Origin of the sequence: Acidovorax sp. Leaf160 (assembly GCF_001424265.1) — a bacterium.
In the GTDB taxonomy this organism is placed as follows: Bacteria; Pseudomonadota; Gammaproteobacteria; order Burkholderiales; family Burkholderiaceae_C; genus Paracidovorax.
The window spans coordinates 15,908-29,541 of sequence record NZ_LMOV01000004.1; the positions used below are offsets into that span (position 1 = coordinate 15,908).

General features: G+C 69.7%; 10 protein-coding genes. 7 read left to right on the forward strand and 3 right to left on the reverse strand.

Features of this window, described 5'->3' with window-relative positions:
- Window positions 1–101: 101 nt before the first annotated feature.
- Both ASF94_RS03800 and ASF94_RS03805 read right to left on the reverse strand, forming a co-directional pair.
- Window positions 102–1,580, reverse strand: coding sequence for a sensor histidine kinase (locus tag ASF94_RS03800; protein ID WP_082492966.1), 1,479 nt, complete (start codon window positions 1,578–1,580; stop codon window positions 102–104).
- A complete protein-coding gene (locus ASF94_RS03805; RefSeq protein WP_056661811.1) occupies window positions 1,577–2,305 on the reverse strand; it encodes a response regulator transcription factor in 729 nt (242 codons plus the stop codon). The genes ASF94_RS03800 and ASF94_RS03805 overlap by 4 nt, the downstream gene beginning before the upstream one ends.
- 180 nt (window positions 2,306–2,485) lie before the next feature.
- Here ASF94_RS03805 and ASF94_RS03810 point away from each other — a divergent pair, with 180 nt between their 5' ends.
- From ASF94_RS03810 to ASF94_RS03835, 6 genes are all read left to right on the forward strand, one after another.
- A complete protein-coding gene (locus ASF94_RS03810; protein WP_056661815.1) occupies window positions 2,486–3,871 on the forward strand; it encodes a TolC family protein in 1,386 nt (461 codons plus the stop codon).
- 80 nt (window positions 3,872–3,951) lie between these two features.
- On the forward strand, window positions 3,952–5,163 hold the full coding sequence (locus ASF94_RS03815; protein WP_056661818.1) for an efflux RND transporter periplasmic adaptor subunit: 1,212 nt from the start codon (window positions 3,952–3,954) through the stop codon (window positions 5,161–5,163).
- Complete coding sequence (locus ASF94_RS03820; protein ID WP_056661821.1) at window positions 5,160–8,261, forward strand: efflux RND transporter permease subunit; 3,102 nt, start codon at window positions 5,160–5,162, stop codon at window positions 8,259–8,261. The genes ASF94_RS03815 and ASF94_RS03820 overlap by 4 nt, the downstream gene beginning before the upstream one ends.
- 426 nt (window positions 8,262–8,687) lie before the next feature.
- Window positions 8,688–9,317 carry a TRAP transporter small permease gene (locus ASF94_RS03825; protein WP_162244626.1) on the forward strand — a complete coding sequence of 210 codons (630 nt, stop codon included), beginning with the start codon at window positions 8,688–8,690 and terminating at the stop codon, window positions 9,315–9,317.
- A gap of 1 nt (window position 9,318) precedes the next feature.
- Window positions 9,319–10,584, forward strand: a complete 1,266-nt coding sequence (locus ASF94_RS03830; protein ID WP_056661826.1) for a TRAP transporter large permease — start codon at window positions 9,319–9,321, stop codon at window positions 10,582–10,584.
- Between the two features lie 68 nt (window positions 10,585–10,652).
- On the forward strand, window positions 10,653–11,645 hold the full coding sequence (locus tag ASF94_RS03835) for a TRAP transporter substrate-binding protein (protein WP_056661829.1): 993 nt from the start codon (window positions 10,653–10,655) through the stop codon (window positions 11,643–11,645).
- 102 nt (window positions 11,646–11,747) lie between these two features.
- Here the strand turns inward: ASF94_RS03835 and ASF94_RS03840 are convergent, their stop codons facing one another.
- Window positions 11,748–12,425: a GntR family transcriptional regulator gene (locus ASF94_RS03840; protein ID WP_056661830.1), complete on the reverse strand. Its 678-nt coding sequence runs from the start codon at window positions 12,423–12,425 to the stop codon at window positions 11,748–11,750.
- A 227-nt stretch (window positions 12,426–12,652) separates the two neighbouring features.
- On the opposite strand from ASF94_RS03840, the gene ASF94_RS03845 reads away from it, so the two are divergent.
- The gene (locus ASF94_RS03845) at window positions 12,653–13,597 is read left to right on the forward strand and encodes a dihydrodipicolinate synthase family protein (protein ID WP_056661834.1); all 945 of its coding nucleotides are present in this window, start codon (window positions 12,653–12,655) and stop codon (window positions 13,595–13,597) included.
- Window positions 13,598–13,634: the final 37 nt, after the last annotated feature.

Genomic DNA, 13,634 nt, shown 5'->3' on the forward strand with positions numbered 1-13,634 from the left:
TGGATCGGAATCCAGGGGTATGTGGGCCGTCAGCCATTGATCCGACTGGGTAGATTGCTATCGAAAAATGAGCAAATCGCCGCGAATGCTCCGATACGGGCTCAGGCTGGCTGCCGCACCCATACCATCCCGGCGCGCAGCCCCTGCCCGCCCGGCCCCGGGCCCAGCATCAGCCGGGCACCCAGCAGTTCCGCGTAGCGCGCCATGATGGCCAGGCCCAGGCCGGCGCCCTGCCCTAGGCGCTCGCCCTCGCGGCCCTGGGCCCAGCGCTGCATCAGATCCGCACGCTGGGTACGGGCGATGCCGGGGCCGTTGTCCACCACCGCCAGCGTCACGTTGCCCGCGCCGGGGGCGCCGTCGTCGTCTTCTTGGGTGATCTCCACCGTGATGCGCGGCGGCGGGCCGCCTTCGGCCGGGCGGCCGTAGCGCAGCGCGTTGTCGATCAGGTTGCCCAGCACGCCTTCGATCAGCAGCGCCTGGCCCTGCACCACCACGGGGTGTTCCAGTCCGCGGGCGCCCAGATCCACCCCGGCGGCATCGGCGCGTGGCAGGAAGCGCAGCACGGCTTCGCGCGCCAGCTCGTCCAGCGCGACCGGCTCGCGCGGCACCGCACCGCGCATCTCGTCGGCCAGCGCCAGCGCCAGCAGCTGGTCCACCAGGTGGCTCGCCCGCGCCTCGCTGGCGGCCACGCCTGCCAGCTGCTCGTGCCACACCGCCGGGTCCTTGTGCGAGAGGCCATATGCCGCCAGCGCCCGGATGCCTGCCAGCGGCGTGCGCAGCTCGTGCGCCACGTTGCCGGCGAATTCGCGCTGCGCCCGGACGCTCTCGGCCACGCGCGCCAGCAGGCCGTTGACGGCACCTTCCAGGCGTTGCAGGTCCCGCGTGGAAGCCTGCAGCGCGACCGGCTCCAGCCCGCGCGCATCGCGCTCGGCCAGCGCGGCCTGGAACGCCGCAAGCGGCTGCAGGTCGGCCTGGATGGCGCGCCGCAGCCACCAGGCCAGCGCGCCCAGCAAGACCAGCTGGGACACCACCGAATACAGCAGCACGCTGCGCAGCATGGCGCTGCGCGCATGCACCGTCTGCGCGGTGATGACCTCGAAGACCTGCGGCTCGCTCACCTGCACCCGTACCGCGCGCAGCGCACGCCCCCGGAAGTTGATGTCCGAGAACCGGTAGGCCTCTCCCTCCCGCGGTGGCGGCGCCGGCAGGCTGGCATTGCCCGACAGCACCGACCCGTCCGGCAGCACCACGGCGAAGTACACCGTCTCCACCTGATCGAACAGCACCGACTTCAGCTCGCGCGATGTCAGCGCCAGATCGAGTGCCCCGCCCTTCAGCCGCACATTCGCCGCGATGGCGTAGGCGTCGTCCAGCAGGGCGCGGTCGAAGGCGCGTTGGGTGAAGCCGTTGGCCACCAGCACCGAGATCGCCGTGCCCGCGAACCAGGTGAGGGCCAGCGGCACCAGCACGTGGCGCAGCAGGCGGGCGCGCAGCGACGGCGGCTCGGCAGGTGGCGATGCCGCAGCGCCCGGCGCGCGCGGGCTGTGCTCCGGCGCGGCGGCAGGCCGGCCGGGGTTCATGCGGACTCCTGCGGCGCGTCGCCGCCAGGGGCTTCGCTGCCCGCCTCCTCCAGCATGTAGCCCAGGCCGCGCAGCGTGCGGATGCCCGCCCCGCTGCCCTGCAGCTTCTTGCGCAAGCGCGAGATGAAGGCCTCCAGCGCGTTGTCGCCCAGCGTGTCGTCGAAGTCCGAGAGCTTGTCCGACAGCGTCCGCTTGCTGACCACGCGGCCCGGCGGGGTCATCAGCTCCCAGAGCACCTCGAATTCGCGTGCGGGCAGCTCGAACGGCAGGCCGTGCATGGTGAAACGGCGCGCCCGCCGGTCCAGCACCAGGGTGCCTGCGCGGGTGCGGTCGTCCGTGCCCTGCGTGCGGCGCACCAGGGCGCGCAGCCGGGCTTCCACCTCGGCCAGGTCGAACGGCTTGCCCAGGTAGTCGTCCGCGCCCGCGTCCAGGCCGGCGATGCGCTCCTCGGTGCGGTCGCGGGCGGTGAGCACCAGCACCGGCGTGCGGTCGCCCCGCGCGCGGGCCGCGCGCAGCACCGTGAGGCCGCTGCCCAGCGGGCTCGCCGCACCCGCGTCCTGCGGCAGGTTCAGGTCCAGCAGCACGGCGTCGAACGGCTGCACCTTCCAGAAATGGTCGGCCTCGGCCAGCGTGGCGGCCGCGTCCACGCGGTGGCCGGCATCGGCCAGGCTGCGCTGCATGACGCCGCGCAGCACGGCATCGTCTTCGACTACGAGGATGCGCATGGGCAGGGAGCGAAAAGCGGTGAAGAAATGAAGACAAGCACAGCGCCGGAGAGGCGCGGCCGGCGGCATCCGCCGCACCGTGGCGCGGACACCGCATTGTGTCTCGGCCGGGGCGCCCGCAGGCTCGGCGGTCAGGCCGTGGTCAGGCCGTGGTCAGGCTGGGCGGCGGATAAACATGCCATGCGCTCCCATCCTCCCTTTTCCACCCGGCGTGCCGGTGCCGTGCAGCGCCCGGCCGCCTCCCGCATCGCGGCAACCCTGCTGGCCTGCGGCGGTGTCTTCGCCGCCTGGCCGGCCGCACAGGCCCAGCCGGCCGCGCCCGCCGCCCTTGCGCTGCCCGTGCCCACGTCATCCGCGCAGCGCGGCGCCGCCTGGACGCTTGCCCAGGCGCTGGCCGCCGCACGCGACAACAGCGAGGTCAGCCAGGCCCGCCAGGAACTGGCCGGTGCGCGCGCCGACGTGCTGAGCGCCGACCATGCCCCCCTGCCCTCGCTGACCACCAAGGCCAGCTCCATCGACCTGCAGCACGGCCCCGGGCCGGGCAACGTATTCACGCGCAAGCGCATCGACAAGTCCATCGGCATCGACTGGACCTGGGAGCGCGGCGACAAGCGCGCGCTGCGCAAGAAGGCGGCGGAGAGCACGGCCAACGCCGCCGAGGCCGATGTGGCGGACACCCAGGTGCAGCAGCTGCAGGCCGCGCTTTCGGCCTACTACGACCTGCTGGCCGCGCAGGAGCGCCTGACCGAGGTGGCCGCCATCGAACGCAGCCTGGGGCAAGTGGCGGGCATGGCCGACCGGCGCGTGAAGGCGGGCGACCTGTCGGCGCAGGACGCTTCGCGCACCCGCATCGAGGCCGAGCGCGCCCGTGCCGACACGCGCGCGGCCGAGCAGGCGCGGGACGATGCCGCGCTGGCCCTGGCGCAGGTCACGGGCAGCACCGGCAGCCGCCTGGAGGCGGTGGACACGCCCTGGCCGGCCCTGGACGGCGACCGCCCCGCCACCGACGCCCACCTGGCGGACTGGGCCGAGAACCGCGCCGACGTGCGGGCCGCCCTGGCCCGTGCCCAGGCCGCCCAGGCGGCGCTGGACGGTGCCAACGCGCTGCGGAAATCCGACTGGACGGTGGGCGCCTCGGTCGATCACTACCCCGGCACCTCCACCCGCCAGGTCGAGCTGCGCGTGCAGATCCCGCTGCAATGGGGCTACCAGTACCAGGGCGAGATCGGCCGCGCGCAGGCCGACTACGCCCGCGCCCAGGACGCGCTGGAGAACACCCGCCGCCTCGCCCTGCTGGACCTGCAGCGGCTGCGCCAGACGATGGACAACGCCGCGCGCCGCGCCACCGACTACGACCAGGGCGTGCTGCCCCGCGCGCGCCAGGTGGCCGACAACGCCGAGCTGGCCTACCGCAAGGGCGCCATCGCCCTCACCGACCTGCTGGATGCGCAGCGCACCCTGCGCGCCACCGTGCTCGACGCCCTGGCCGCCCGCGCCGACTACGCCAAGGCGCGCGGCGCCTGGCTGCTGCGCACGCAGCCGCAGCTGCTCACCGGCATGCCGTGAGCGCGGGCCGCGCCGCCGCAGCAGTCCCCTCCGCACTCGCCTTTTTCCGACCCCGTATGCCTTCCCGGACCTTCCCGACCATGATGGTGCAACACCCCTCCCCTTCCACGCGGCGCCGCGCCGTGCGCGGCCTGGTGGCCGTCGCTGCCCTGGGCGCCGCCTGCGCCCTGCTGCCCGGCTGCGGCAAATCCGGCGCCGATGCCGCCGCCGCACCGCCCGAACCGGCACCGCCGGTCATCCAGTCGGGCCAGCTGCGCTTTCCCTCCGGCCATCCGCAGCTCGCCCTGCTGGGCACGGTGGACGCCCACGCCGCCAAGGACATGGCGGTGGACCTGCCCGCCCGGCTGGTCTGGAACGAGGAGCGCACCCAGCGCATCTATCCGGCCTTCGCCGGCCGCATCACCAGCATCCAGGCCGACCTGGGCCAGCCGGTCAAGGCCGGCGCACCGCTGGCCCTGCTGGCCTCGCCCGATTTCGGCCAGGCCCAGGCCGACACCGCCAAGGCGCAGGCCGGCCAGTCGCTGGCGCAGCAATCGCTCAAGCGCCAGCGCGAGCTGTTCGAGGCCGGCATCATCGCCCGCAAGGACCTGGAGCAGGCCCAGGCCGATGCGGCAGGCGCCCAAGCCGAAGTGGCCCGCGCCGCGGCCCGCACGCGCCTCTACGGCAGCGCCAGCGGCGTGAACCAGCAGCTGGCCCTCTCGGCCGGCATGGGCGGCGTGGTGGTGGAGCGCAACCTCAACCCCGGCCAGGAAGTGCGGCCCGACCAGTCCGGCCCCGCGCTCTTCGTGGTGACCGACCCGACCTCGCTCTGGGTGCAGATCGACGCGCGCGAAAGCGACCTGGCCTCGCTGCGCCCCGGCGACCCGATCGCGCTGCAGGTGCCGGCCTACCCCGGCGCCACGTTCACCGGCAAGGTCACGGCCACGGCCGATGCCATCGACCCCGGCACGCGCACGATCAAGGTGCGCGGCGTGGTGCCCAACCCCGACCGCCGGCTGAAGGCCGAGATGCTGGCCACCGCGCGCGTGCAGGAAAGCCGTGCCGGCGGCGTGATGGTGCCCGCCACCGCCATCGTGCTCGACGGTGTCCAGCACGTGGTCTACGTGCGCCGCGAGCCCGGCGTGTTCGAGCCGCGCAAGGTCGAGCTGGCCCAGGAAGGCCCGGCCGAGGTCATCGTGGCCAGCGGCCTGCAGCCCGGCGATGCCGTGGTGAACCAGAACGCGCTGCTGCTGTCCCGGCAGTTCCAGTCCATGACCGAAGACGCCGCCGCCGCGAAGAAGACGACCCCATGAAGCGCCTGATCCATTACGCGCTGCACCAGCCGCTCTTCATCGTGCTGGGCACGCTGCTGTTCGCGCTGGCCGGCGTCATCGCCTTCAAGAACCTGTCGGTGGAAGCCTTCCCCGACGTGACCGACACGCAGGTCACCGTGATCGCGCTCTTTCCCGGCCGCGCGCCGGAAGAAGTCGAAAAGCAGGTCACGCTGCCCATCGAGACCGCGCTGGCCGGCCTGCCCAACTCCATCCGCGTGTTCTCGCACACGCAGTTCGGGCTGTCGTTCACCGTGGTCACGTATGACGACGCGGCCAACGTGAACATCGTGCGCCAGCAGGTGGCCGAGCGGCTCTCCACCATCGACCTGCCGCAGGGCGTGCAGGCCGAGATCGCGCCCAACGCCACGCCGGTGGGCGAGATCATGCGCTACCGCCTGAAGGGCGACGGCCTCACCACCACCGATATCCGCACCCTAGAAGACTGGACGGTGGAGCGCGCGCTGCGCCAGGTGCCCGGCGTGGCCGACGTGGTCGCCATGGGCGGCGCGATCAAGCAGTACGAAGTGCAGCCCGACATGGACAAGCTGCGCGCGTACAAGGTGAGCTTCCAGAACCTGCTGGACGTGCTGGGCCGCGGCAACGCCAACGCGGGCGGCAGCTACGTGGCGCAGGGCGCGCAGCAGTACACCATCCGCGGCCTGGGCCTGCTGCGCTCGGCCGAGGACATCGGCCGCATCGTCGTGGCATCGCGCAACGGCACGCCGGTGCTGATCCGCGACATCGCCCAGGTGCGCATCGGCGCCGTGCCCCAGCTCGGCGTGGTGGGCCAGGACCAGGACGACGACATCGTCACCGGCATCGTGGTGATGCGCAAAGGCGAGAACCCGAGCGTGGTGCTCAAGGGCGTGAAGGACAAGATCGCCCAGCTGAACGAACGCGGCCTGCCGCCGGGCGTGAAGATCGTGCCCTTCTACGACCGCACTTGGCTCATGGACAAGACCCTCACCACCGTGTTCCACAACCTGGTGGAAGGCGCGCTGCTGGTGTCGCTGGTGCTCTACATCTTTTTGTCGAACCTGCGCGCCAGCCTGGCCGTGGTGGTCATCATCCCGCTCGCGCTGCTCTCCACCTTCATGGGCCTGAAGATCATGGGCGTGCCGGCCAACCTGCTGAGCCTGGGCGCGATGGACTTCGGCATCATCGTGGACGGCGCGGTGATCGTGATCGAGAACATCATGCACCGCCTGGCCGAGCGCGGCGAGAACATGGACGAGCGCGACCGGCGCGACACCATCATCGAAGCGGCCGGCGAAGTGGGCCGGCCCACGCTCTTTTCGATGCTCATCATCATCGCGGCGCACATCCCCATCTTCGCGCTGCAGCGGCACGAAGGCCGCATCTTCCAGCCCATGGCGCTGTCGGTCACCACGGCCCTCATCGGCTCGCTGATCTTCTCGCTCACGCTGGTGCCGCTGCTGGCCTACTGGCTGCTGCGCCGCAAGCTACCCCACGGCGACAACCGCGTGGTGACGCGCGCCAAGCGCATCTACGCCCCGGTGCTCGACTGGGCGCTGGAGCGCCGCCGCACGGTGGTCGTCATCGCGCTGGCCGTGTTCGGCCTGGCCATGGTGGCGGCCGCGCGCCTGGGCTCGGAATTCCTGCCCGAGCTCGACGAAGGCACGACCTGGGTGAACTTCAGCCTCTCGCCCAACGTCTCCACCGCCGAGGCCTCGCGCATCCTGCGCATGGCGCGCAAGGCGCTGCTGTCGGTGCCCGAGGTGCGCACCACCGTCTCCAAGGCCGGCCAGCCCGAGGACGGCACCGACCCCAAGACCATCTCCATGGCCGAAATCTTCGTGGACCTCAAACCCGAGGACCAGTGGCGCGCCGGCATGACGCGCGCGAAGATCACCGAGGAAATGGGCCGCGCGCTCTCCGCCATCCCCGGCATCGACCCGGCGTTCTCGCAGCCCATCCGCGACAACGTGCTCGAATCGATCTCCCAGATCAAGGGGCAGATCGTGATCAAGCTCGCGGGTGACGACCTGGTGGAAATGAAGCGCATCACGGAAGAGATCGCCCGCGAGGTCAAGCAGGTGCAGGGCGTGGCCCGCGCCGAGATCGACCGCGAAGGCCAGGTGCCGCAGCTGCTGATCGACATCGACCGCGACCGCGCTGCGCGCTACGGCCTCAACGTGAGCGACATCCAGGACGTGATCGAGGCGGCCCTGGCCGGCAAGGCCGCCACCAACCTCTGGGAAGGCGAGCGCAAGTTCGCCGTGGCCGTGCGCCTGCCCTCGGACGAGCGCACCATCGCCAACCTGCCGCGCACGCCCATCGCCACGCCGGACGGCGGCTATGTGCAGCTGGGCGATGTCGCGAAGATCCGCGAAAGCTCGGGCGCCATGAACATCGCCCGCGAGGCCGGCCGCCGCACCACGGCCATCGGCATCTTCATCGCCGGGCGCGACATGGGCTCCGTCGTGGCCGACATGAAGTCGCGCGTCGAGAAGAACGTGAAGATCCCGGACAACTACCAGGTCAACTGGTCGGGCGAGTTCGAGAACCAGGAACGCGCCATGAAGCGCCTCTCGGTGGTCGTGCCCATCTCGCTGCTCTTGATCTTCGTGCTGCTGTTCGACGCCTTCAAGTCGGTGAAGATGGCCTCGCTCATCCTGCTGAACGTGCCCCTGGCGCTCATCGGCGGCTTCGTGGCGCTCTGGATCTTCGGCATCCCGCTGTCGGTGTCCGCCGCCATCGGCTTCATCGCGCTCTCGGGCCAGGCCGTGCTCAACGGCGTGGTGATGCTCTCGGTCTTCCAGCAGCTGCAGGCCGGCGGCGCCAGCGTGGTCGAGGCCGTGCGCCAGGGCTCCATGCAGCGCCTGCGCACGGTGCTCATGACGGCGATGCTGGCCATGCTCGGCCTCCTGCCCATGGCGCTCTCGCACGAGATCGGGTCGGAGACGCAGCGGCCCCTGGCCATCGTGGTCATCGGCGGGCTGGTGACGGCCACCATGCTCACGCTGGTGGTGCTGCCGGCGCTCTACGTGGCCTGGTTCGGGCCCAGGAAAGGGCAGGCGCCCGACCCGGTGGCGCCCGGCGTCGGCGTGGCCTGAGCCCCGGCGTTCATCGCCCTAACGCCCGGACCGATCCGATCGGTCCGGGCGTTTTTCTTTGGCACGGCGCGCGGCCGTCGAGGCTGCCTTCGCCTTTGCCTTCGTCCGGCGGCAGCCCTGGCTGGCGGCCCGCGCGGGGGCCTGACCCCACATGGCAGCAGCTTGATGTCACTTCCAGGGCGTGTTCGCACCCCTGTGGGGCCATTCGCACGGGCGCGGTGCATGCAGCTCACTCGCTTGTCACAGAACCGAATGGGCCGCTAGGCATGGTTTACGCTGATGCCTCCGCAGAATACTGTAAATATATTAGTGGCTGAGGCCAGGGCGTTCCAGCCGCACGGTCTGGCATCCAACTTGCTTTCGGCAATACCACAAATATATCCACCGTATCTTCAAACGGACGAACCGCACCATCGCATGCCGCCCATGGAAGCCTCCGACAGCCCATCTCCCACCACCCCGCCGCACCTTGTGGTGCGCTGGGTCCTCGATGCCTCCGGCGCGCTGCTCGGCCTGGAGCGGTGGCTCATCGCCGGCCTGATGACACTGCTCACCGTGCTGGTGCTGCTCAACGTGGTCACGCGCTATTCCGGCATGCCGCTCTACTGGGTGGACGAGGCCTCGGTCTACGCGGTGGTCTGGCTCACCTTCGTGGGCGCTTCGGCGATGACGCGGCTGCGCATGGACTTCGCGGTCACCATGCTCACCGACAAGCTGGGCCCGCGCAGCGCCCGCGTCGCCAAGGTGATGGCGACCTCCGGCGTGCTGCTCTTCGCGCTGGCGCTGCTGGCCATGTGCTGGATCTGGATGGACCCGATCGGCATCGCGCGCAAGGGCTTCGACGCCAAGGAATACGCGGCCGAGTCCTTCAACTTCCTCTACACCGAGCACACGCAGACGCTGGAATGGCCGATGTGGGTGCTGCAGCTGATCATGCCGATCTTCGCGCTCTGCATGAGCCTGCACGCCCTGGCCAACCTGCTGGAAGACTTGCGCCTGGCGCCGCAACGCAAACACCCGGCCTTCGACGCCGCCAATCCGGAAGCGGTGAACTGACATGATGACCTCGCTCTTCTTCGTGGCCATCATGCTGGTCGGCGTGCCGATCGGCCTGTGCCTGTGCCTCTCCGGCATCTTCTACATCTACAGCATCGAGAACCCGGTGCTGCTGCAGTCCTACGCGACGCAGATGTTCGCGGGCGTCGACAGCTACGGGCTGATCGCGATCCCCCTCTTCATCCTGATCGGCGAGGTGATGAACAGCGGCGGCATCACGCGCCGGCTGGTCGACCTGTCGATGGCCTTCGTCGGCTCGGTCAAGGGCGGCCTCGCCTACGTCAACATCCTGGCCAACATGCTGGTGTCGTCGATCATCGGCTCGGCCACCGCGCAGGTCGCGATCATGGCGCAGGTGATGGTGCCCGAGATGGAGAAGCAGGGCTACGACAAGACGTTCGCCGCAGGCCTGACGGTCTACGGCGGCATGCTGGGCCCGATCATCCCGCCCTCGGTGATGTTCGTGGTCTACAGCGTGCTGGCGCAGGTGGCGGTGGGCGACATGCTGATCGCGGGCATCCTGCCCGGCGTCCTGCTGACGGTACTGTTCTTCGTGGTGATCGCCGGCATGGGCTTCATCTACAACTACCCGCGCAGCCCCAGGCGCACGCTGCGCCAGCGTGCCCACACCGTGCTGGTGTCGAGCCCGACGCTGTTGATCCCGCTGGTGATCGTGGGCTCGATCCTGACCGGCCTGGCCAACCCCACCGAGGCCGCCGCCGTGGGCGCGGTGAGCGCGGTGCTGGTGGGCCGCTACGTGACCCGCGAATTCAGGCTCGGCGACCTGGGCGCGATCATGCTGCGCTCGGGCATCTATTCCGCCATCGTGCTGTTCCTGGTGGCCGCCGCGTCGGTGTTCTCGTGGCTGCTGATCTACGGCAAGGTGCCGCAGGTGGTCGCCGAATGGATCCAGACCGTGGCCAAGGACCCGATCACCTTCCTGCTGCTGGTCAATGTGATCCTGCTGGTGATCGGCACCGTGATCGACGGCATCCCGGGCCTCATCATGACCGCGCCGATCCTGCTGCCGATCGCGACCGAGGTCTACCACATCGACCCGCGCCACTTCGGTGTGGTGATCGTGATCAACCTGGTGCTGGGGCTGATGACGCCGCCGGTGGGGCTGAGCTTCTTCGTCGCCTCCGCGGTGACCGGCGCCAAGCCCGGGAAGATGTTCATCGTCACCCTGCCCTTCTTCATCATCAGCTGCGTCGCGCTGGTGATGCTCTCGCTGTTCCCGAGCCTGTCGCTCGGCCTGCTGAAGTAGGCCCGCCCTCTGCGCTCGCCCGTTTTCGTTTCCGATTTCGTTCCCCCATCGTCATCCCGGAGCACGCCATGCCCTTGAACCGCCGCCATTTCCTCCAGGCCTCGGCCGCCGCCGCCGCGCCCCTGGCGTTCGTGACCCCGTCTCGCGCCGCCGCCCCCAAGGAATTCCGCCTGGGCGTGATCACGCCGGCGGGTCACTCCTGGAACCGCGCCGCGCTGCAGTTCGGCAACGAACTCAAGAAGGCCACCGATGGCCGGCTGACGGTCACCGTGTTCCACTCGGGCCAGCTCGGCAACGAGTCGGTGATGATGCAGCAGATGCAGTCCGGCGCCCTCGACATGGGCTGGATCCAGGCCGCCGAATTGGGCACCCGAGTGCCCAGCGTGGCCTCGATCAATGCGCCCTACCTGGTGCGCTCCACGGCCGCTGCCGGCAAGCTGGTCAAGATGCCCGCGGCGCTCAAGTTGCTGGAAGTGCTGCCGCGCGAGACCGGCTGCGTCGGCCTCGGCTGGGGCATCACCGGCATGCGGGTGGTGTTCTCCACCAAGGACATCAAGACGCCCAACGACCTGAAGGGCCTGAAGCTGCGCATCAATCCCACGCCGGTCTACCGCGACTTCTACCAGTACTTCGGCGCGGCACCCACGCCGATCCCGACCCCGGCGGTGTTCGACGCGATGACCAACGGCCAGGTCGACGGTCTGGAAGCCGACGTCGAGTTCTCGTGGAACCAGCGTTTCGACAAGGTCTCCAAGGTCATGATGCCGATGAACGCGCTGTTCATGCCCTTCGCGCCGCTGTTCTCCGGCCGCGTCTGGCAGACGCTCGACGCCAAGGACCGGGACCTGATCCGCCAACTGACGGCCCAGGTGCTGGATGCGCAGATCAGCGACATCGTCATGACCGAGGCGGGCCTGCTGGAGAAGCTGCGCAAGGAGCCGATCGCGATCCGCGAACTGAGCAACTTCGACACCACGCCGGCCATCGAGGCGTTCGACAAGCTCTGGCTGCCCAAGGCGCCGCAGATCGCCGAACTGCGGGCGGTGGGCGCCAAGCTCTGACGCTCGGGCCGCATCCGCCGCAGAGCCCCAGAAAGCGCCTCGCCTCACCACCTCCACCACCGGATGTGCCAGGGTCCGGGGCGCCGCCCCTTCTCTCACTGCTCAGGAATTGATGATGCGGTGCGTGAAGCGAGCCAGATAGCGCATCAATTGCTCGGCGCCCTCCTCGGCGGCGGCGGCGTCGCTGGAGGCGATCGCTTCGGCCATCGCGAGGTGGGCCTGCGCGCCTTCGCTGATCTCGCCCTCGTGCTGGTAGGCATACCAGAAGCGTCGGCACTGCACCACCAGCGGCAGCACCGCACCGACCGCCGATGCGTTGCCGCAGGCAGCATGGTTGATGTGGTCGAGCTCCTGGTCGGCCTGCATGTAGGCATCGAGGTTGTCCTTCTCGGCCGCCTTCATCATCTTCTGCGCCGCCGCCACCAGTGCCTTGCGCTGCTCGGGTGTGGCCCGGCGGGCCGAGGCCGAGGCGATCAGCCGCTCCAGCACGCGGCGCGTCTCGACCACGTCGAGATGGTCGGACACGTCGATGCTGGAGACCACCAGGCCACGCCGCGGCTGCTGCGCGACCAGCCCGATCGACACCATGCGCATCAGCGCCTCGCGCACCGGAGTCCGGCCCAGGCCGGTCATCTCGGCAATGTCGGCCTCCACGACTGGTGTGCCCGGGGCGATCTCCAGCCGAGCGATGAGCGACTCGATCTTGTCGTAGGCGATGTCGGCGGCCCGGCGCTTGGGCGTCGGCTTGGCGGAGAGCTTCTTCTTGCCGGGGGAGGACATGGGGATGAACGTGGGGGTCGGTGGAATCGGGCAGGCAGGTGCTGCAGCAATATATCGCGAATCTATTCCGGCGCGTTCGCCACCGTTGCGCGCTCGGTGCTTGTGCAAAAAGCGCGCAGACCCTATGCTCGGTTCCGGCATATCGCTAATATATTTACAGCCTATTAAAAGGCAGTCAATTTTCCCGGCCCGTGGGCCGATCCGATTGTTTCAACTGGCAGAACCTTATGACCGACAACATCTTCACCGGCACCATCCCCGCGCTCATGACCCCGTGCACGCCCGACCGCCAGCCCGACTACGACGCCCTGGTGGCGCAGGGCCGCGCGCTGATCGATGCCGGCATGAGCGCCGTCGTCTATTGCGGCTCCATGGGCGACTGGCCCCTCCTGAGCGAAGCGCAGCGGCAGGAAGGTGTAGCCCGCCTGGTGGCCGCCGGCGTCCCCACCATCGTCGGCACCGGTGCGGTCAATTCGCGCGAAGCGGTGTCGCATGCCGCGCATGCGGCCGAGGTCGGCGCGCACGGCTTGATGGTGATTCCCCGGGTACTGTCGCGTGGCAGTTCCGCCACCGCGCAGAAGGCGCACTTCTCGGCCATCCTCGCGGCTGCGCCGCAACTGCCGGCCGTGATCTACAACAGCCCCTACTACGGCTTCGCCACGCGCGCCGACCTGTTCTTCGAGTTGCGCGCCGCCCACCCGAACCTGATCGGCTTCAAGGAATTCGGCGGCGCCGCCGACCTGCGCTACGCGGCGGAAAACATCACCTCGCAGGACGAGAACGTGACGCTGATGGTGGGCGTGGACACGCAGGTGTTCCACGGCTTCGTCAATTGCGGCGCCACCGGCGCGATCACCGGCATCGGCAACGCCCTGCCGCGCGAGGTGCTGCAGCTGGTGGACCTGTGCAAGAAGGCCGCGAAGGGCGACGTGGTGGCGCGCCGCCAGGCCCGCGAGCTGGAAGCCGCCCTGGCCGTGCTCTCCTCCTTCGACGAGGGCTCCGACCTGGTGCTCTACTACAAGTACCTGCTGGTGCTCAACGGCCAACAGGAATACACGCTGCACTTCAACGAGACCGACGTGCTGACCGACGCGCAGCGCCATTACGCCCAGAACCAGTACCAGCTGTTCCGCGACTGGTATGCGGGCTGGTCGCAGGAACTGGCTGGCTGACAAGCCTTCGGCGCATCGCCCGCAGGCGATGCCGGCG

Coding starts and splice junctions, on each gene's coding strand:
- ASF94_RS03800 (WP_082492966.1), bottom strand. CDS start 1,580: ATGAACCCCGGCCGGCCTGCCGCCGCGCCGGAGCACAGCCCGCGCGCG.
- ASF94_RS03805 (WP_056661811.1), bottom strand. CDS start 2,305: ATGCGCATCCTCGTAGTCGAAGACGATGCCGTGCTGCGCGGCGTCATG.
- ASF94_RS03810 (WP_056661815.1), top strand. CDS start 2,486: ATGCGCTCCCATCCTCCCTTTTCCACCCGGCGTGCCGGTGCCGTGCAG.
- ASF94_RS03815 (WP_056661818.1), top strand. CDS start 3,952: ATGATGGTGCAACACCCCTCCCCTTCCACGCGGCGCCGCGCCGTGCGC.
- ASF94_RS03820 (WP_056661821.1), top strand. CDS start 5,160: ATGAAGCGCCTGATCCATTACGCGCTGCACCAGCCGCTCTTCATCGTG.
- ASF94_RS03825 (WP_162244626.1), top strand. CDS start 8,688: ATGGAAGCCTCCGACAGCCCATCTCCCACCACCCCGCCGCACCTTGTG.
- ASF94_RS03830 (WP_056661826.1), top strand. CDS start 9,319: ATGATGACCTCGCTCTTCTTCGTGGCCATCATGCTGGTCGGCGTGCCG.
- ASF94_RS03835 (WP_056661829.1), top strand. CDS start 10,653: ATGCCCTTGAACCGCCGCCATTTCCTCCAGGCCTCGGCCGCCGCCGCC.
- ASF94_RS03840 (WP_056661830.1), bottom strand. CDS start 12,425: ATGTCCTCCCCCGGCAAGAAGAAGCTCTCCGCCAAGCCGACGCCCAAG.
- ASF94_RS03845 (WP_056661834.1), top strand. CDS start 12,653: ATGACCGACAACATCTTCACCGGCACCATCCCCGCGCTCATGACCCCG.